The organism is Amycolatopsis jejuensis, assembly GCF_000717335.1.
GTDB classification, from domain to species: Bacteria; Actinomycetota; Actinomycetes; order Mycobacteriales; family Pseudonocardiaceae; genus Amycolatopsis; species Amycolatopsis jejuensis.
On sequence record NZ_JNYZ01000033.1, the window covers coordinates 40,319 to 59,087 of the forward strand.

Annotated in this window: 16 protein-coding genes; 10 read left to right on the top strand and 6 right to left on the bottom strand. The window is 69.2% G+C overall.

The window, feature by feature from the left end:
* Positions 1–182: 182 nt before the first annotated feature.
* Positions 183–1,625, bottom strand: coding sequence for an alpha/beta fold hydrolase (locus tag OO71_RS36155; protein WP_156096737.1), 1,443 nt, complete (start codon positions 1,623–1,625; stop codon positions 183–185).
* A gap of 178 nt (positions 1,626–1,803) precedes the next feature.
* Between OO71_RS36155 and OO71_RS36160 the strand changes: the two genes are divergently transcribed.
* On the top strand, positions 1,804–2,031 hold the full coding sequence (locus OO71_RS36160) for a hypothetical protein (RefSeq protein WP_033294515.1): 228 nt from the start codon (positions 1,804–1,806) through the stop codon (positions 2,029–2,031).
* Between the two features lie 35 nt (positions 2,032–2,066).
* Here the strand turns inward: OO71_RS36160 and OO71_RS36165 are convergent, their stop codons facing one another.
* Both OO71_RS36165 and OO71_RS36170 read right to left on the bottom strand, forming a co-directional pair.
* The gene (locus tag OO71_RS36165) at positions 2,067–3,266 is read right to left on the bottom strand and encodes a glycosyltransferase (protein ID WP_033294516.1); all 1,200 of its coding nucleotides are present in this window, start codon (positions 3,264–3,266) and stop codon (positions 2,067–2,069) included.
* Between the two features lie 105 nt (positions 3,267–3,371).
* Positions 3,372–4,820 carry an FAD-dependent monooxygenase gene (locus tag OO71_RS36170; protein WP_033294517.1) on the bottom strand — a complete coding sequence of 483 codons (1,449 nt, stop codon included), beginning with the start codon at positions 4,818–4,820 and terminating at the stop codon, positions 3,372–3,374.
* A 304-nt stretch (positions 4,821–5,124) separates the two neighbouring features.
* On the opposite strand from OO71_RS36170, the gene OO71_RS36175 reads away from it, so the two are divergent.
* Together OO71_RS36175 and OO71_RS36180 are read left to right on the top strand one after the other, a co-directional pair.
* Positions 5,125–6,087 carry an NADPH:quinone oxidoreductase family protein gene (locus tag OO71_RS36175; protein ID WP_033294518.1) on the top strand — a complete coding sequence of 321 codons (963 nt, stop codon included), beginning with the start codon at positions 5,125–5,127 and terminating at the stop codon, positions 6,085–6,087.
* Positions 6,088–6,110: 23 nt separating this feature from the next.
* Positions 6,111–6,566: a MaoC family dehydratase gene (locus OO71_RS36180; protein WP_033294519.1), complete on the top strand. Its 456-nt coding sequence runs from the start codon at positions 6,111–6,113 to the stop codon at positions 6,564–6,566.
* Positions 6,567–6,572: 6 nt separating this feature from the next.
* Here OO71_RS36180 and OO71_RS36185 read toward each other — a convergent pair whose 3' ends face one another.
* Positions 6,573–7,217 (bottom strand): TetR/AcrR family transcriptional regulator, encoded by a 645-nt coding sequence (locus OO71_RS36185; protein ID WP_033294520.1) that lies wholly within the window; start codon positions 7,215–7,217, stop codon positions 6,573–6,575.
* Between the two features lie 220 nt (positions 7,218–7,437).
* Between OO71_RS36185 and OO71_RS36190 the strand changes: the two genes are divergently transcribed.
* From OO71_RS36190 to OO71_RS36220, 7 genes are all read left to right on the top strand, one after another.
* Entirely contained in the window at positions 7,438–8,739 is a 1,302-nt protein-coding gene (locus OO71_RS36190) for an MFS transporter (protein ID WP_051792635.1), read from the top strand.
* Positions 8,736–10,367: a N,N-dimethylformamidase beta subunit family domain-containing protein gene (locus OO71_RS36195; protein ID WP_051792636.1), complete on the top strand. Its 1,632-nt coding sequence runs from the start codon at positions 8,736–8,738 to the stop codon at positions 10,365–10,367. Before OO71_RS36190 ends, OO71_RS36195 begins: the two co-directional genes overlap by 4 nt.
* A 39-nt stretch (positions 10,368–10,406) precedes the next feature.
* Positions 10,407–11,555: a saccharopine dehydrogenase family protein gene (locus tag OO71_RS36200; RefSeq protein ID WP_051792637.1), complete on the top strand. Its 1,149-nt coding sequence runs from the start codon at positions 10,407–10,409 to the stop codon at positions 11,553–11,555.
* Entirely contained in the window at positions 11,552–13,096 is a 1,545-nt protein-coding gene (locus OO71_RS36205) for a class I adenylate-forming enzyme family protein (protein WP_033294521.1), read from the top strand. The genes OO71_RS36200 and OO71_RS36205 overlap by 4 nt, the downstream gene beginning before the upstream one ends.
* A gap of 63 nt (positions 13,097–13,159) precedes the next feature.
* Complete coding sequence (locus OO71_RS36210; RefSeq protein WP_033294522.1) at positions 13,160–13,768, top strand: TetR/AcrR family transcriptional regulator; 609 nt, start codon at positions 13,160–13,162, stop codon at positions 13,766–13,768.
* Between the two features lie 20 nt (positions 13,769–13,788).
* On the top strand, positions 13,789–15,384 hold the full coding sequence (locus OO71_RS36215; RefSeq protein WP_033294523.1) for a helix-turn-helix domain-containing protein: 1,596 nt from the start codon (positions 13,789–13,791) through the stop codon (positions 15,382–15,384).
* A 124-nt stretch (positions 15,385–15,508) separates the two neighbouring features.
* Positions 15,509–16,747: a cysteine desulfurase-like protein gene (locus tag OO71_RS36220; RefSeq protein WP_033294558.1), complete on the top strand. Its 1,239-nt coding sequence runs from the start codon at positions 15,509–15,511 to the stop codon at positions 16,745–16,747.
* Positions 16,748–16,795: 48 nt separating this feature from the next.
* Here the strand turns inward: OO71_RS36220 and OO71_RS36225 are convergent, their stop codons facing one another.
* Positions 16,796–17,446, bottom strand: coding sequence for a DJ-1/PfpI family protein (locus tag OO71_RS36225; protein WP_033294524.1), 651 nt, complete (start codon positions 17,444–17,446; stop codon positions 16,796–16,798).
* A complete protein-coding gene (locus OO71_RS36230; RefSeq protein WP_033294559.1) occupies positions 17,447–18,604 on the bottom strand; it encodes a pyridoxal phosphate-dependent aminotransferase in 1,158 nt (385 codons plus the stop codon).
* Between the last annotated feature and the right edge of the window lie 165 nt (positions 18,605–18,769).

Consider the following 18,769-nt stretch of genomic DNA (forward strand, 5'->3'; position numbering starts at 1 on the left):
CGCCCACCCCGACGGGATCGGCATCACCGCCCAGACCGGCGCGAACACGGGATAGCGACCCCCGTGGCGCGACCTGGTGTCGGCGCTGCGCAGCCACTCGGACCCGGACGTGCGGGACCGCGCCCTGCGCACAGCCCTCGCTCCCGAGTAACACCGTTGTGCCGTGAGCAGGCCGGGCACTCTCAATCGGGGACGCAGACAGTGCCCGGCGCAGGCAACCGGAGAGTCGTCACGTAGTCCCGGATGGCGTCCCCGGCGCAGCCCGGCTCTCCGGCGCTGCTCTCGTGCGTCGTGCGGTCCACCGACAGCAGCCGGGCCTGGCTGGCCAGCTGCCGCGCCACCGAGTGGGCCCATGGCGCGGGCGTTGCGGTGTCCCCGGTGTTGCTCACCAGCAGCGCCGGCGTCGTGCTCGCCGACGTGACCGGGCGGCCCGCCACCCCGGGCGCCGGTCCGGGCCAGCCGACGCAGAGTGCGGTGTACTGGCTCGAGTTCGGGTCGTAGCCGACCGTCGGCGCGACCCGCCGGGTGGCAGCGAGATCGCCCGCCCCGTCCGCCGGGCCGCGTACCGCGGCTGCGAAGTCCTGGCACACGATGGGGTCGGCATAGGGGAACCTCTGCCCCGGCGGGTCTTCCCCGGGACGTTCCGGCTCCGGATTCCGGCCGTCGGCCAGCGCGGCGAGCGTCGTCGCCAGATCGGCGTACGCGCTGCTGCCGCGGCCGGCTTGGAGGCCCACCGCCAGGGTCACGACCTCGGCCGTCCATCGGCGGCTGGCGAACGACCCGGGGATTTTTCCCTCGTCCGCCAGCTGCTGTGCCTTGCGCAGCAACGCCTCGACGTCCTTGCCGTGCAACGCGCAGGACTCTGTTGCACCGCACCAGGTGGTGAATTCGCCGAAGGCCGCCTCGGCCGCCTCCGCCGGGGCGGTGACGAAGCTCCGCCGGTCCTGCGTCGGATCCATCACGCCTTCCAGGACCGCCGCTCGCACGTGCTGGCCGTACCGGGCGAGGTACTTCTCGGCCAGCAGGGTTCCGTAGGAGTGGCCGTACAGGGTGACCTGCTCCAAGCGCAGGGCCTGCCGCACGTATTCGAGATCGCGGGCCACGCTGTCGGTGCCCAGGTGGGAAAGCACGGCGGGCGGCTCGGTGGCACAGTGCTGCCGGAACCGCTGCTGGTCCGCGTTCAGCTTCTCGAAGCCGGACCGGGTCACCGGCGGCAGAATCGGCGGAAGAGCGAGGTCGCTGGTGACCGTGCAGGTCAGCGGACTGCTGCCGCCGACCCCGCGCGGATCGATGCCGACCAGGTCGTAGTCCGGGACGACCTTGCCGAGCGTGGCGAACGCAATGTCGCCGGTCTCTCCGGGACCACTGGGAAGGTTCACGATCGTGCCCTTCGCCGGACCGCGGGCCTTGAGCCGATACACCGCCACGCCGAACCTGCCACTGCCCGGCGCATCCCAGTCGATCGGCACGGTGACGACACCGCATTCGAGACCGGCGTGGACATCCTCCCGGACGCACGGCGCCCAGTGCACCACCGGATCGGCACCGTCCGCACTCGCCGGCAGCGCCGGGCACAGCCCTGCCATCAGGGCCGCTGCCGCAACGGCTGCCACAGCCACCCGCACTGGAGGTACCTCCCCATCCTCGGCACTTGATCTTGACGACCATTCTGCCGAAAAATTCCTCCTGCGGGCGACTCGGGCGGGGCTACGGTGACCGTCCGGGCAAGCTGCTCGACCGCGAGTTGCGGACCTCGTCCTGCTAGCCTTCCGGCAAGATCGACAACAGCGCCGAGGAGACTCCGTGGATCGTCCCGGATTCAGTCATTTTGCCAACACCCGGCACCGGAACTGGACGATCATCGGGGTCGCGGAAGGCGCCGACGACCCGGGGGTGCACTCGGTCGAGGTCTTCCAGGGCCCCGACCACAACGAGCCCCGCCTGGTGCTGGACCCGGCCGAGGTGCCGCAGTTCGTCGCCGGTCTCATCGCGACGGTCCTGCCCGGCGACCTGACCGCCGAACCGGATTGACGTCATCGGGTACTGCCCGCTGCCGTTCGGCTCGGTCACCGTTCCGGCGAGGTGTTCCCGGTTTCCACGTAGCTTTCGACAAGCGGCACAACCTGATCGACGGTCTCCAGGTTGTCGCACTCCTTCCGGACCTTGTCGGCCGTCGCTCGGAGCACGGGATCGTCCAACGCGTGCTGTGCGGTGGTGGCGATCCGGTCGGCGTCGAGGTCGGCCAGGTTCAGCGGGAGTGCCAGCCCGGCCTCGGCGGCGCTCGCCGCGTTGAGGGGATGTTCGGCGCCGAGGACGATGGACACCATCGGCACGCCGTGATAAATCGCGCCGAGCATGGTGCCCAAGCCCGCGTGGCTCACCACCAGCGACGCTTGGGACATGGCGTAGGCCTGCGGCACGAAACGTTCGATGCGCATCCTCGGCGGGACCGGACCGAGGGAATCCGGGTCGACCGTGCTGCCGACCGTCAGCAGCACGTCCACATCGAGTTCGGCGAGACCGTCGATCAAGGGCTGGCGGGCCTTGCGCAGCCGGTTGAAGACCGTGCCGAGGGTCGCGTACACGAGCGGACGTTCGCGACCGAGTGCAGCCAGCCAAGGCGGACCTGGAGTGGCCGGACTGTCGGCCAGCGGAAGGCGGAAGTGCCGCACGGTCGCTTCTGTCTCGGCCCCGGTGAACCAGGACGGAGGCAGGCTGGTGAGCGTCAGCTGCCTGCCCCATGTCGCGGTGGCGTCGTCGAGTTCGATCCCGAGGGCCGTCGCCTCACTCCGGTACCGGTCGAGCACCCACGGCCAGTCGAGCACCGACCCCCAGCGTCGCGCGTCCGTCGGCAGGGCCGACCACGAAGCGCAGATCACCGGAATGCCCGCGACCTGGCCCGCGAGCGTGGCTCCGTTCTCCGCGAACTCGCGGATCAGGACGTCCGGTCGCCAGCTGTCGAACGAGGCGATCAGGTCGCGGGCCGCCGCCGGATTCCATCTGGTCCAGGTGATGACGTTGGAGTACGCCAGTCCCTGACCCCGGCGCGCGTACTCCACCGACTCGGGGAACGTCACCTCCGCGTTGTCCCAGCTGAAGTTCTCGCCGATGGCGGTGAAATCGAACCCGGCGGTCTCGACGGCCGGGCCGAACACCGCGCTGCTCCCGAACCGTACTTCGTGACCGGCCGTCCGGAGCGCCGCGGCGTACGGCACCATCGGGTCGAAGTGCCCGTGTCCGGGCTGGGTGGTGAGAAGAACGCGCATCAAACTTCCTTCGGGTCAGCCGTCGCCGCGAGGGTACCGGCGGAAATGCCCGATCGGCCACGGAAACTCCATGCTTGCCCTTTCCTCTTGGAAGTGCGCACTTCCTCATCCCCGTTGCCCGGTGGCGGGTGTGCCGAACCAGCGGGAGAGATGGTCGTCCAGGTCCTGCTGATCGTCGCCGATCCAGGCGACGTAGCCGTCGGGGCGGAGCAGGATTCCCGGAACATCCAGTACCGCAAGGGGATCCGCGAGGTAATCGACCCGGTCCGACCGGCCGCCGACGGTCAGCCGTTCGGTGCGGTCCAGGAGCAGGCCGCGGCCCCGATGCAGCCGGTCGTAGACGCGGCCCTGTTCGAGATCGAGGTCGCGCAGGCGGCGGCCGAGGAGGTCCGGGCCCGCGCCGAAGTCGTAACGGAGGTCGATCGCGGTGATCTTCTCGATCAGGTAGCGGTTCACCTCGTCGAACTTCATCAGTTCGGTGAGCAGCCGGCGCACGGCCTGCGGACCGGGTCCGGCGGCCGACAGTTCCATCTGGGCACGGGTGTTGTCCAGCACGTCCTCGGCGACCGGATGCCGTTCCGCGTGATAGGTGTCCAGCAGTGGTTCCGGCGCCCAGCCGCGGATCTGCCCGGCCAGTTTCCAGCCGAGGTTGACCGCGTCCTGAATCCCCAGGTTGAGACCCTGCCCGCCGGTGGGCGGATGGATGTGTGCGGCATCGCCGGCCAGCAGCACCCGCCCGGTCCGGTACCGCTCGGCCAGCCGCGTCGCATCGCCGAAACGGGACAACCAGCGCGGCGAGTGCACCCCGAAATCGGTTCCGGCGACGGCCCGCAGCTGCTGCCGGAAATCCTCGAGCGTGGGCGGTTCCGCGCGGTCGCCGACTCCCGCAGCGGGGACCACGACGGTGTAAACCCCACCGCCTACGGGCCGGAGCTGCAACCGCCGATGGCTCACCTTGGCGGCAATTTCCTCCGGCGGCACACCGACTTCCATCTCGCCGTGCAGTGTGTCGTTCCGCGATGGCTCACCGGGAAAGCCGACGCCGAGCAGCTTGCGCACCGTACTGCGCGCGCCGTCGCAACCGACGAGATACCGCGACCGCAGCTGTTCCCCGTCGGCCAGCTCGACGGTGACCCCCTCGTCGTCCTGCTCGACCCCGGCCACCACACAACCACGCCGGACCTGCGCACCCAGCTCGATCGCATGTTCTTCGAGCAGCCGAACGATGACCGGCTGCGGAATGCCCAGCAGGTACGCGTGCGCGGAGTCCAGCCCCTCCGGCGCAGGTGTGGGAATGGCCGCGAAGAATCCCCCGGCCGGACGCTGTCGTCCGTGCGCGAGAAGGCGATCCAGCAGTCCGCGCATCGCCATCAGCTCGATACTGCGAATATGCAGCCCGACAATGCGAACGTACGGCGCCGGCTCGGTTTCCTTCTCGAGAACGAGCACCCGTACCTCGTGCAGCCTGAGCTCGGCGGCAAGCATCGCGCCGGTCGGCCCGCACCCGGCGATGATCACGTCGAACGACGGCGTTTTTTCCTGCGAAGAGTCCATCGGTATTGCCTTTCGGGAGTGCCAAGGCGCTCCCGGCGACACCTACGTCAACCACCCGACCGCAACGGGCAGGGGGAGCACCCACTTCGGTACTGCGTTCATGGGTCTCACCTCCTCGGACGTGTCACGGCCGGTTGCAAGGTACCGGCCCGCGGGCCGGGCGTCCAATCCTTTTCCCCGATCACCTGACCACGACGCCGAACCTGCTGGTCAAGAGTCAGGTGCCGGATCCTCCCGCGTTGACAGTGCCGACGCTCGTTGCTACCGTCCTTAACGGCATTAAGGACGAGGAGGCGCCGGAACCTTGCGAGCGATCTGCGTCGAAGAGCCGGACGGGCCCGCCTCGGCCCGGGTCCGGGACGTCGCGGCACCCGAACGTGGCCGCGGTGAGGTGCTCGTGGAAGTCCACTACGTCGCAGCGGGATTTCCCGATCTGCTGATGGCGCAGGGCTTGTACCACCAGCAGCCCGAGGCGCCCTTCGTGCTCGGTTCCGACTTCTCCGGGATCGTGCTCGAGGCACCGGCGGGCAGCGGGCTGCGCGAGAACGACCGCATTGCCGGGTTCCTCGACTCCGGTGCCGCCGCCGAAGTGGTCACGGTGCCCGTCACCCAGGTGTATCCGCTCCCGGACGGAGTTTCGCTCGGCGACGGCGCAGCGCTTCCGATGAACTACTTGACCGCGCATTTCGCCCTTGCCGTCCGGGGAAACCTGGCACCGGGCGAAACCGTGCTGATCCACGGTGCCGCCGGTGGCGTCGGCACGGCCTGTATCCAGGTCGCGCGCGGGCTGGGTGCTCGCACGATCGGGGTCGTGTCGTCCGAGGCGAAGGCGAGGATAGCCGGGCAGGCCGGGGCGGACCACGTGCTCCGGCGGGAGCAGATCCCGGCGGTGCCAAGGGAAATCACCAACGGCCGCGGGGTGGACGTCGTGATCGACGTGGTCGGCGGGGAAGTCGTCACCGACTCGCTGCGCAGTCTCGCCCCGATGGGGCGGCTGATGGTCGTCGGGTTCACCTCCGGCGAGATCCCCCGGGTCAAGGTGAACCGCTTGCTCATGAACAACACGGACATCCGGGGCGTGGAACAGTCGTACATGATCGAGCACGGCCGTTCGCAAGAGCAGTGGGCCGTGCTCACCGGCCTGATCCGGAACGGCACCATCAGCCCGATCATCCATTCGGTACGCCCGTTGAAGGAATACTCTTCCGCGCTCCGGGAAATGGCCGAACGCCGGCTTCTCGGACGCGCCGTGTTCGCAGTTCGCTGACCCCCTGACGAAAGCAGGATCCCATGGCACCACGCGTGTTCGAGGACATCGACGACCTCAGGCGCTCCGTCGGCGAGGAGGTGGGCACGAGTGACTGGATCACGATCACCCAGCAGGACATCGACGATTTCGCCAGGGTGACCCGCGACGAGCAGTGGATTCACGTCGATCCAGGGCGGGCGGCGCGCAGCCCGCACGGATCGACGATCGCCCACGGGTACCTCGTCATGTCGCTGATGGCCTGGTTCTCGGACGAGGTCTACACCGTCAACGGGCTGAACGCGTCGCTGAACTACGGCTCGGACCGGGTCCGGTTCCCCGAGCCGGTACCGGCCGGTTCCCGCCTGCGCGGCCGGATCACCCTGTGGGAAGCCACCGAACGCCCGAACGGCACGAGACTCGTGACCGAGGTGGTGGTGGAACGGGAGGGTTCGGCGAAACCCGCCTGCGTGGCCGAGATCATCGTCCTGATGACGTGACCGGGTTCAGTACCCCGCGACCCCGGCCATCCGCAGCGCGAACACCACGTACTCCGCGGCGATTTCCCGCGGGGTCCGCTTGCCGCCCTGCTGTGCCCACGTGTTCACGTACTCGCAGAGACTGATCATGGCAAAAGCCGTGACACTCGTGTCCCCGATCCGGAACTCGCCCGATACGGCGCCACTGGTCAGGCATTCCTTGAACAGTTCGTACACTTCCCGCTGCATGGCGCGAAGCTGGTCCTGGTGCTCTTCGGTGAGAATGTTCCCGAGCATGCTCAACGCGGGATACGAAGAAAAGACAGCCGTTTCCGGGGACTGTTCGAGCTGGAATGTGACATAGCTGCGCACCAGTTCGGTCAGCCGTGCTTCCGGGCCGTCCGCGGTGAACCGCAGCGACCGGTGGAAGTCGGCGAACGACCGCTCGATGATGGCGAACAGGATCGCTTCCTTCGAGGCGAAATGCCAGTACAGCGCCGGGGCACGCATGCCGACCTGCTCCGCGATCGCGATCGTGCTGGTGCCGCTGTACCCCCGCGCGGCGAACAGCTGGTGCGCGGCAGCCAGTATTGCGTCACGGGCCCCCGTGCGGTCGCCGGACCGCTGCTTCTGCGGCGATCGTTTCCTTCGCGCCGGCTTTCCGGAACTCACCGGGCAACCGTACGCGACCAATGCCGGACTGCCCAGCCGGACCCGGTTTTCCCGGGCCGGATCGGCCGCCCTGCCACGAAATTCCCGCGGCCGTTGACGCGGCCCGGGACGAGTTCTAGACTCTCTCCTTAATACCATTAAAGAGATTGCGCCGTCCCCCGTCTTCCCCTGCGGCAGGAGTCTGATGAGTGCACCACGGCAGCCGGCCAGGCATCGCCCGATGAGCGCACGCGGCGTCGGTGCCGCGGCCCTGATCGGGACCACCATCGAGTTCTACGATTTCTTCGTCTTCGGCACCACGGTCGTGCTCGTGCTCGGCTCGCAGTTCTTTCCCGCGAGCGATCCGCTGACCAGTTCGCTGCTCGCGTTTTCGACGCTCGGCGCCGGATTCCTGACCCGTCCGCTCGGCGGCCTGCTCTTCGCCCATTTCGGCGACCGGGCAGGCCGGAAGAAGACGCTGGTCGTGTCGCTGCTGATGATGGGGCTCGCCACGAGTCTCGTCGGGCTGATCCCGACCTACGACCGGATCGGGATCTGGGCGCCGATCATCCTGGTGGCCCTGCGGCTGGTACAGGGCCTTGCCGTCGGCGGCGAATGGGGTGGCGCGGTGCTGCTCGCGGTGGAGCACGCGCCGCGGGCCAAACGCGCCTTCTACGGCTCGCTTCCCCAGTTCGGCAGCCCGCTGGGCCTGCTCCTGTCCTCGGCCGTCATCGCGCTGTTCCAGCTGATGCCCGCCGAGGCGTACCGGGCGTGGGGCTGGCGCGTGCCGTTCCTGCTGTCGATCGTCCTGCTGCTGGTCGGTCTCGTCGTGCGGCTGAGGATCGAGGAGTCGGCCAGTTTCGTCGAGGCGAAGGCCCGTGACCAGGTCGTCAGTGTCCCGGTGGTGTCGGTGGTCAAGCAGTTCTGGCGGGTGGTGCTCGTCGGCACCGGTGTCACGGTCATCGCGCACAGCTTGCTGATCCTGGTGAATTTCCTGCCGAGCTATGCGAAATCCCGGCTCGGCGTACCCGCGAGCGCCGGGACGAACGGCCTCGTGATCGCCTCGGCGGCGGCCGTGCTCGCGCTCGCGGTGGTGATCCGGCTGCTCGACGGGCGGGACCGGCGCAAGTTCGCCGCGCTCGGCGGCCTGCTGACCGCGGCATGGGCGTTTCCCGGTTTCCTGCTCACCGTGCATTGGGGCACAGCCGGGCTCATCATCGCGCTGACGGTCGGCTACGTGCTGCTGATGGGGCACTACGGGGCGCTCTCGTCGCTGCTGGCCGACCTGTTCCCCACGCATCTGCGCTACAGCGGAATCTCGTTGTGCTACCAGCTTTCCGCAATCGTGGGCGGCAGCTTGCTCCCCCTGCTCACCAGTTACCTGGTCGAGCGCGCCGGCGGTGCCTACTGGCCGGCCGCGGCGTTGCTCGCCGCTTCCGGTGTCGTGACCCTGGTCGCGTCCCTGCTGGCGCGGCCGGTGCCGACCACCGGTACCGACCATCCGTTGCCGACCGGCCAGCAGTCCGGAGTGGTGAACGCATGACGGCGGCACGGGGAGAGCGGCCGGGGGACGAAACCCCGTCGGTCGTATCCGGCATCTCGACCGGCGCCCGGCGAGTGTGGGTCGAGATCCCGGACCTGCACGGCGCACCCGGTGCCTGGTGCTACAGCGACCGCAGGAGCTACTCCCCCGGCGAGACCGTCACCCTGTTCGTCTCGTCGACCGAACCGGCGCTGCGCATCCGCATCCGGCACGACGGCGGACAGCGCGAGGAGATCCACGACAGCGAACAGGCAACTGCGTTCCAAGCCGTCCCGGAGTACGCGTACCGCGACGGCTGCGGCTGGGCGCCGACGGCAGAAGTGAGCCTGGGCAACGACGTCGAACCCGGCACGTACCTCGTGGAACTGAGCACCGCGGGCGAGAACGGCGGCAAGGTCCTCGGCCACCATCTGTTCGTGGTCAAGCCCGCGGTGCCGAGGCCGGACGCGATCGCGCTGGTACTCGCGACGTCGACCTGGGCCGCCTACAACGACTGGGGCGGCGCGAACCACTACTTCGGCAGGCATCCCGGGACCCCGCGCGGACGGTCGCCGATCCTGTCCGCGCAGCGGCCCTGGGCGCGCGGGCAGGTGTGGCTCCCGCCCGGCGCCCCGCGCTGGGTCAACGAGACCCGGCCGAAATCGGCATTGCCCGCACGGTACGAGGCGATCGAATGGGCGAACCTGAATTCCTACTCGAAGTACTACGCAGCCGCGGGATGGGCCACCTTCGAACGGCATTTCGTGCAGTGGGCGGAAGCCGCCGGTTACCGAGTGGACGTCTACACCCAGGACGACCTCCACGGCGAGCCCGGATTGCTCGACGCGTACCGGTGCGCGTCGTTCATCGGGCACGACGAGTACTGGACGGCCGAAATGCGGGCCGCCGTCGACTCGTTCGTCACCCACGGCGGCCGGGTCGCCCGGTTCGCCGGGAATTTCACCTGGCAAATCCGGCTCGAGGACGGCGGTCAGGTGGCGTACAAATACGACGCCCGCGACCACGACCCGATCACCGGTACCGACCGCACCCGGATGACCGGGGCTTGGGAAGATCCCTTGGTCGGCAATCCCGGCGCGACCACCTTCGGCGTCAACGCCTTGCGTGGTCTGTACGCGGCTTTCGGCGGCATGGCTCCCCGCGCCGCCCGCGGGTTCACGGTCTTCCGGCCAGCACATTGGGCGTTGCGGGGCACCGGTCTCGGCTACGGCGACATGTTCGGTGACGAGAGCAATGTGTTCTCCTTCGAAATGGACGGCCTGGACTACGAAATGCGCGACGGGCTGCCCCATCCCCGGTACACCGACGGTGCCCCCGAGACGACCGAGATCCTGGCGATGAACTGGGCGACCGCCGCCGAGGACGGGCTGCCCGAGTACGCCGACTCGCTGATGATCGGCGACGGCGACGCCCGGTTCCGTGCGGCGATCCTCGGCGAGGACGGCGAGGAGGGCCTCGCCCGGAGCAGCCGCGGCAGCGGCATGATCGTGGCCTTCACCCGTGGCGAGGGCGAGGTGTTCACCGCCGCCACCTGCGAATGGGTGAACGGCTTGCGCCTGCACGACCCGTATGTCGAGGCGATCACGCACAACATCCTCGGCACGTTCCTGACCCCGCGTCCGGCCTGAGCCGGAGCATCCACCCGTGAACCGGAGGCAGACACCCGCATGAGGCGCACCATCGCGATCCTGGGGCTCGGCCGGATGGGCCTGGCCACGCTGGAGATTCTCCTCGACCGGCTACCGGATGCGGACTTCGCCGGTTACGACCGCAGCGCCGAGGCCGTGGCCGAAGCGGCCGGCAAGGATCCCCGGCGGATTTCCGCGAGAACGGCGGACATCGCCACCGCGCCACTGGACTTCACGGGCGTCGACGTGGTCCTCAACCTGACCGGTCCGTTCTTCGCCGGATCCGCCCGCGCGGCGCGGGCCGCCATCGCCGCGGGGAGCGCCTACCTGGACATCTCCGACGACGTATCCGGCACCGAGGCCGTGCTGTCGTTGCACGACGAGGCAGTGACCGCAGGCGTACCCGTGCTGACCGGCGCCGGGTTTTCCCCGGGGGTGACCAACTGGCTGGCCTGCCGGCTCCTCGAAGAGAATCCGCAGGCCGACGGTGTGCAGATCGCCTGGATGGTGCACGAAAGCGACCCGGGCGGGCTCGCGCCGTTGCGCCATATGCTGCACATGGCGGTGACGCCGTGCCCGGTGTACCGCGACGGCACGTGGGAGCGGTCCCCCGGTTTCGTCCCGGCGACCGCGCAGACCTTCCGTTTCCCGGAACCGATCGGTGCGGTCGAGGTCTACGACACCGCCCACCCCGAGCCGTTCACCCTCGTCCGGCAGTTTCCGCACCTGCGTTACGCCAGCTGCAAAGGAGCGCTGCAACCGGCGTGGGCGAACGCAGCGTTCTCGACGCTCGGCCGGATCGGCTTCGGCCACGACGACAGCCGGGTCGAGGTGAACGGTACCGGCGTCGAACCGGCGGAGTTCCTCTGGAAGCTGATGTGGGACCGGCATCGCAAGCGCGGGCGACGGGGCGGTGAGGCGTGCACCGCCGCCCTCGTCCAAGCCTTGCGCGGGACGACGGTGGTCGACAGTCAGTCCATTGTGGATGATGACGTGATGGCGCGCACGACCGGGATCGGCGCCGCGGTGGCCACGCTCGTCCTCGCCCGGCACGGAGCTCCGGCCGGTGCGCACGGCGCCGAGGTCCTGCCGTGGCGGGCGACCTTGCCGCTGTTCGAAGAACTGTGGACGGAACGCAGCGGATCCCCGCAAGGATTCGTGCCCCTGCCGATCGGGTCGCCACAATGAACAGTCCGGCGACCAGCATTCCGCACTCCCCGGCCACCATCGAGCAGGCGCTGAGCTCGTGGGCCACGGCGGCACCGGACCGGCCGGCGCTGCGGTGCGAGGACGAAGCCTGGACCTTCCGGCAGCTCGAGCACGCCGTGGACCGCGTGGCCGGCGCCCTCGTGGCGGACGGCATCTCGGCAGGCGACCGCATTGCACTGGCGGGCGCGAACAGCACCAGCTGGGTGATCGTGTACCTCGCGGCGTTGCGGGCGGGTGCGGTGATCGCGCCGACCAGCAACCGGATCAGCCCACGCCAGTTCCGGGACCAGTGCACGACCCTCGACGCGGCGATGGCCGTGCACGACGAAGCACACCGCGCGCTGGTGTCCGAAGTGGACAGCCGGATTCCGGTGCGGGAAATGCATTCCCTGGTCCGCACCGCCCTCGACCGCGCAGCACCGGTACCGCCGAACCGCCGGCCCGCCGGTAGCGACCTCGCGCTGATCAGCTTCACGTCCGGTTCGACCGGCGCGCCCAAAGGTGCCGTGCTCACCCACGATGCCCTGCTGATGGGCTCGGCCGTCACCGTCGATCTGGTGGGCACCACGCCCGAGGACAGCACGCTGGTCCTCGTGCCGCTGTTCCACAACACCGGATTCGCCGACCAGCTCGGGCACATGCTGCTCGCAGGCGGCTGTACCCACCTGCTCCCCCGGTACCGCACCGCAGCCGCCGTCGAGGAGCTGTCCCGGCGGCCGGTCACCTACCTCGTCGGGGTGCCCAGCATCCTGCGCATGCTCATGCTGGCCGACGACGCCGACCGCGTGTTCTCGCGGGCCAGGACCGCCTTCTTCGGCGGCAGCCCGATGCCGGGCGCCTGGAGCAGCGAACTGCTCCGGCGCTGGCCACAGGTCCGGCTGATCCACGCCTACGGGCTCACCGAGTTCACCTCGGCCTGCACGGCCCTGCCGCCGGACCTGATCGTCGGCTGCGGCGATTCCGTGGGGCTTCCCCTGCCGGAGGTGCGGATGAAGATCGTCGACGACCTCGGCCGCGAGGTTCCGGCCGGGACCGCAGGCGAGGTGTGGGTGGCCGGTCCGACGAGGATGCGGGAGTACTGGCGCCGCCCGGACCTGACCGCGCAGAAGACGGCAGGCGAATGGCTGCGGACGGGCGATGTCGGGCAGGTCGACGACGCCGGTCTGCTGTGGCTCAGCGGACGCACCGACGACGTGATCAACCGCGGTGGCGAGAAGATCCTCCCCGCCACCGTCGAGTCCCGCCTTGCCGAATTGTCCGCTGTGGCCGAAGCGGTGGTCTTCGGCGCGCCGGATCCGGTCCTGCAGGCCCGGGTGGTGGCCAGCGTGCGCCTGCGCCCGGGTGCGGTGTTCGACGAAGCGCTCGCCCGAGCGCACCTTGCCGCGGCACTGGCCGACTACGCCGTGCCAGGGGAATGGGTGCTGTCCGAGGAGGAATTCCCGCGGACGCCGTCGGGGAAAACGGATCGCGCCGAGGTCAGGGCGAGGTACTTGGCGGCGCTCCCGGAACCGGGCTCGTGAACGGGCCGCGCCGGGTCCGACGGTCCGCTTGTCACGCACCGTCGCCCGGATATCGTGGGACGCATGGCCGAACCAGTCCCGCCGGCAGCAGCCGCGAACACCCGCGAACGGGTGCTCGCCGTGGCGTCCGGGCTCTTCCTCGAACGCGGTTACGACCGCACGACGGTGAGCGCGATCGCCGGGGAGGTCGGCATCAAGGCCCCGGCGCTGTACTGGCATTTCACCTCGAAGGAGGACATCCTCTACGCGATCATCGAGGATTTCCTCAAGCGGTTCCTGAACGCGCTGGCCGTACCGGAGACGCTCGACCCGCCCGGCCGCCTGCGCGCCGTGGTACGCCGTTACGTGCAGTTCCAGCTCGGCCTGCGGGCGGATGTCATGACGTACTCGTCCATCGTCCAGGTCGCGCAGCTCGACCACGTGCTGTCCCCGGAGCACCAGCGCGAGCTCACCCGGCTGCAACGGGAAGTGATGGAGATCTTCCGCGGCATTCTCCGCGCCGGGGTGGCCGCCGGGCAGTTCCGGCTCTCGGACGTCACCGTCACCGCCTTCGCGCTCGTCAGCCTGTGCGAGCACGTCGTGTCCTGGGCCCGCCCGGACGGACGGCTCTCGATCGAGGACATCGCCGGCCAGTACGCGGACCTCGCCGATCGGATCGTCGGCAACGGCTGACCCGGCCGGAGGGGTGCTGAGTGGACCACCCCGCGCCCGGCGCTCATCTCGAATCACTGGTCAGCGCCTTGTCCGACGCTTTGCTGGAGGTCGTCCTCGCGCCGGCCGGCCTCGGGGTGGGCGTCTCCGACGTCGCCATGTACGACCCGGACGACGTCTCGGGGCTGAGCCCCGGCACCATCGCGCTGGGGGTGGGGATCCGCGGTCCGGCCGACCTCGCGGCTGCGCTGTACGAGCTCGGCCGCGCCGGGGTGGCGGCGTTGTGCGTCAAGCTCGGCGGTGGCCTCGACGAGCGTTCCCGGCAGGCTGCGAAAGCCGCCGGGGTCGCGGTGCTCGCGGTTCCCCGCGGCGCGTCGTGGCTGCATCTCGCGGTCCTGATGCGGTCGCTGTTGTTCGTCCGCACGAAACCGGGCGAGGACCCCGCGGGTACCGACGGCAACAGCCTGTTCGCGATCGCCGACACCGCAACCGATCTGATCGGCGGGCCGGTCACGATCGAGGACGAATCCCTGCGGGTGCTGGCGTTCTCGGTCACCCAGGGGGAGATCGACGTGGGACGCCGGGAGACGATTCTCGGCCGCCGGGTGCCCGAGCGGTGGGTTTCCCTGCTGCGGGAACAGGACATCCTGCACCGCGTCTACTCGTCCCGCGATCCGATCTACTTCGAGATCGACGGCATGCGGCCACGGGTCGCCTGTGCCATCCGGGCCGGGGACGACCTGCTCGGTTCGATGTGGGCGGTCGTCAGCGGACCGGTCGGAGACGCGCAGCTGCGGCAGTTCCGGGAGGCCGCGGCGGTCGCCGCCCTGCACCTGCTTCGCGACCAGGCGATGTCGCGCGCCACCCGCCGCGCGCACGCAACCGCATTGATCGCCCTGCTTTTCGGCCGCGGCGGCGAGGTCGAAGCGGCCGAGCGGTTCGGGCTCGCGGGCAAACGGCTCCGGGTACTGGCGATCGAGCCGGCCGACCGGAACGGACGCGAGCGGAGCGTCGAACGGCACTGGAGTGCACTGGAACTGTTTCTCGCGAGCTACCGCGTGGCGGGCGCGGTCGCCGGTTCGGGCCGGATGCTCTACGCGGTGGTGGCCGTCGACGAGGACGACACCGCGAGCTTGCGCCGCACGCGGGAACTCGCGACGAACTACGCGTCGATGGGCGGGCGCAAGGCCACCGTCCGGATCGGAATCGGCGGCGCCGCCGGGGTCCACGACGCCGAGCGTTCCCGCCGGGAGGCCGAGGATTCGCTGCGGGTCCTCACCCACGACGGCCACCGCGGGCTCGTCGCGGCCATCGACGACGTCCGGCCGGTCGCGGTTCTCCATCGCGTCCTCGACAGCCTCGGCCCCGACGATCTCGACTGCCTGCCACTGCGCCGCCTCGAACAGCACGACACCGAACACCAAACGGCCTACCTCGAAACCCTCAGCACCCTCCTGATCGCGCGCGGAGACATCACCGTCGCAGCCGAACGGCTGCACATCCACGCGAACACCGTGCGCTACCGGCTCCGGAAACTCCAGGAAATGTTCGGCCTCGACCTCGACGGCGTCGACGAATGGCTCGGCCTCAGCCTGGTACTCGCCGCTCGCTCATACCGGCGCCGCACCGCAGGCTGAGCATTTGGGAGTCCGCACAACGGGTTCCGCGCGGTTCTTCAGTGAAGGACAATCCGGCGCCGGTTCCCCGGCGATAGCCTGGTCCCGAATCCGGCCAGCACCTTCACCCCAGGGGAGAACCATGATGTCCTTGCCGGTCAACGAGATCCGCGATCGCTTTCCGGCTTTGCGGCGGCACGTGAACGACCGTCCCGTCGTGTATTTCGACGGGCCTTCCGGGGCGCAGGTACCGGGTACGGTCGCCGAGGCCATGCGTTCGTATCTTCTCACCACGAATGCGAATGCCCTCGGCGCTTTCGTCACGTCACGGGAAACCGAGGCGATCTACGACGAGGCACGCCGGGCCGCCGCGGATTTCACCGGATCCGATCCGGGCGAAATCGCTTTCGGCGCGAACATGACCACGTTGAGCTATGCCCTCACGCGCGCGGTGGGGAGAACGCTGAAACCGGGTGACGAGATCATCACCACCGAACTCGAGCACGAGGGGAACGTGTCACCCTGGTTGCAGATCGCCAAGGACTTCGGGCTCGCCGTCCGCACGGTGCCGCTCCGGCGCGAGGACGCCACGCTGGACATGGACGCGTATGCCGCGTTGCTCGGTGATCGGACCCGCGTCGTGGCGTTCACGCTTGCCTCGAACGCTTTCGGGTCGAAAACCGACGTGCGCCGGATCACCGGTCTTGCGCACGAAGCAGGCGCGCTGGCTTGGGGAGACGCCGTCCATTTCGCTCCGCACGAACGCATCGACCGCCGGGCCTTCGGCCTCGACGTCCTGCTCTGCTCGCCGTACAAGTTCTTCGGCCCGCACCTGGGACTTGCCGCGATCGACCGGGAGCTCGCGACCACGCTGCCGGCAGACCGGGTCCGCCCGGCGGCCGAGAATCCGCCGGGACACCGGTTCGAAACCGGAACCCAGCCACACGAGGCAATCGCCGGGTTCGTCGCGGCCGTCGACTACCTAGCCGGTCTTGGCAAAGGACCCGACCGACGGCGGCGCCTGGACGACGCCTACGCGCGGATCGGTGCCCACGAACGGGAGCTGTCCGCCCATGCACTGCGCCGGATGGCGTCGATCAAGGGGCTGAAGGTCTACGGAATCACCGATCCGGACCGAGCGGGGGAACGCACTCCCACGTTTTCGTTCACCCTCCCGCACCGCTCACCGGCGCAGGTGGCAGAACAGCTAGGCGAACAGGGTATCTTCACTTCGGCGGGCAATCTCTATGCGTTCAACGCTTCCCTGGCCTACGGCCGGGAGGAAGCCGGTGGCTGGACCCGCGCAGGTTTCCTGCACTACACGACCCGCTCCGAGGTCGACCGGTTTTGCGACGCCATCACCGAAATCGCCGGACACCCTTGATCCCGGCAGGGCGGGGGCGGGCTTCCGACCGAAGCCCGCCCCCGCTCGTCAGCCCGCCTCGGTCCCGGTCAACAACGCCTCACGCCGAGCCAAAACCGGACCCACCACCCGCTCCGGCGCAGACCCCGGAGAACCCGCCCGAAACGGCGGCTCCGGCGCGTACTCCATCATCAGCTGCCGCGTCTGCGCCGCATCCTCACCCGCGATCTTCCCCGCCAGGATCAGCCCCATGTCGATCCCGGCGGACACCCCCGCGGCCGTCAGGTAGTGCCCGTCGAGGACGACTCGCTCGTCCACCGGCGTCGCGCCGTATAGCGCCAGCTGGTCCTTGGCGAGCCAGTGGCTCGTGGCCCGGCGGCCGGTCAGCAAACCGGCCGCGGCGAGGATCAGCGATCCGGTGCACACCGACACCGTCCAGGTGCTGGTCCGGTCGGCCCGGCGGAGCCACTCGTGCAGTTTTCCTTCCGCCATCTGGTAATGCGAGCCGACCCCGCCCGGCACGAGCACGACGTCCGGGCGCGGCACCTCGTCCAGCCCGGCTGCCGCGTGGATGGCAAGGGTGCCGGCGTCATCGGTGACGAGACCCGGCTTCTCCGCCACGGTCACCACCTCGGCACCGGGCAGCCCGGCCAGTACCTCGTAGGGCCCGACCAGGTCGAGCGCCGTGAAGCGGTCGTACAAGACGACAGCGATCTGCATTCACCGACTCCATTCTTCCCGCGCCTCGAGCAGGCGTTGCGTACCGATCCTCAGGTGCTCCCGGTCCGTCGCAAGCGAGAGCCGCACCATCGCCGACCCGGCCGGTCCGAAGGTCGAACCCGGGACCACCGCCACCTGCTTCTCCGTCACGAGCCTACGGGCGAAGGCGACGGAATCCATGCCGCAGGACGAAATGTCGGCGAGCACATAGAATGCGCCCCGCGGTTCGTTGATCAGCGCACCACCGGCACGCAGCAGGTCGACCGCCATGTCGCGCCGCGAACGGTACGACGCCACCATTTCCCGTACATAGGACTGGTCGCCGCTCAGTGCGGCCTGTCCCGCTTTCTGCGCCACCGCGGTCGCGCACGCGATCACCGGCTCCTGAGTCTTCGCGATGAGCTCGATCAGTGCGCTATCGCCGGTCACGTATCCCATCCGCCAGCCGGTCATCGCGTAGCTCTTGGACATGCTGAACACGCTGAGCACCCGGCCGTCGTCGGCCAGCGTTGCGGGACTGACGTGCTCGCCCTCGAAGACGATCTGCTCGTAACACTCGTCGGAAACGAGGAAAAGGTCGTGCCGCTGCGCGATCTCGACCAGCCGCTCGAGCACCGGCCGAGGGAACACCGCGCCGGTGGGATTGCCCGGTGAATTGACGACGAGGACTTTCACGTCCGGGTCCGCCGCGAGACGGTCGAGCCGTTCGAGATCGGGAAGGAAGCCGTTGCCGGGCAGCAGCGGATAACGCTCGACCCGCGCGCTCAGGGTCGCGGCCATCATCTCGTAGTTCGGCCAGCCCGGGTCCGGCACCAGGATCTTCTCCCCCGGCGACACCAGCGCGGCGAGGGTTTCGAAAAGCGCGTTCACGGCACCACAGGTCACCAGGATGTCGTCCGGCGCGGCGGCGATCCCGTTCTCCGCCTTGAGTTTCGCCGCGATGACCTCGCGTACCTCGGGCAGCCCCCTGCTCGCGGTGTAATGCGTGTAACCACCCCGGGCCGCAGCACAAGCGGCTTCGACGACGTGCGCCGGGGTGGCGAAGTCGGGCTCCCCCACCTCGAGCCTGATCGTGTCGGGCCGCCGGTTCGCGAGATCCATGATCTCACGGATGCCGGACCGCTTCATGGCGCTGATCCGTGGTGCCGGGACTGCCATACCCACCACTTTCTCGTTGTCGCACACCGGTACTCGTGCGGCAACGGTAGCTCCGGAGCGGGCTCGGTCGGTTGGCCGAATCCGACAAGCGAAACGGGCTTTGCTGTGGGCCCGGCCAAGAGCGCCCGTTTGTCGCCCCGGCCAAACGCCTGCCCCGCGGTTTTC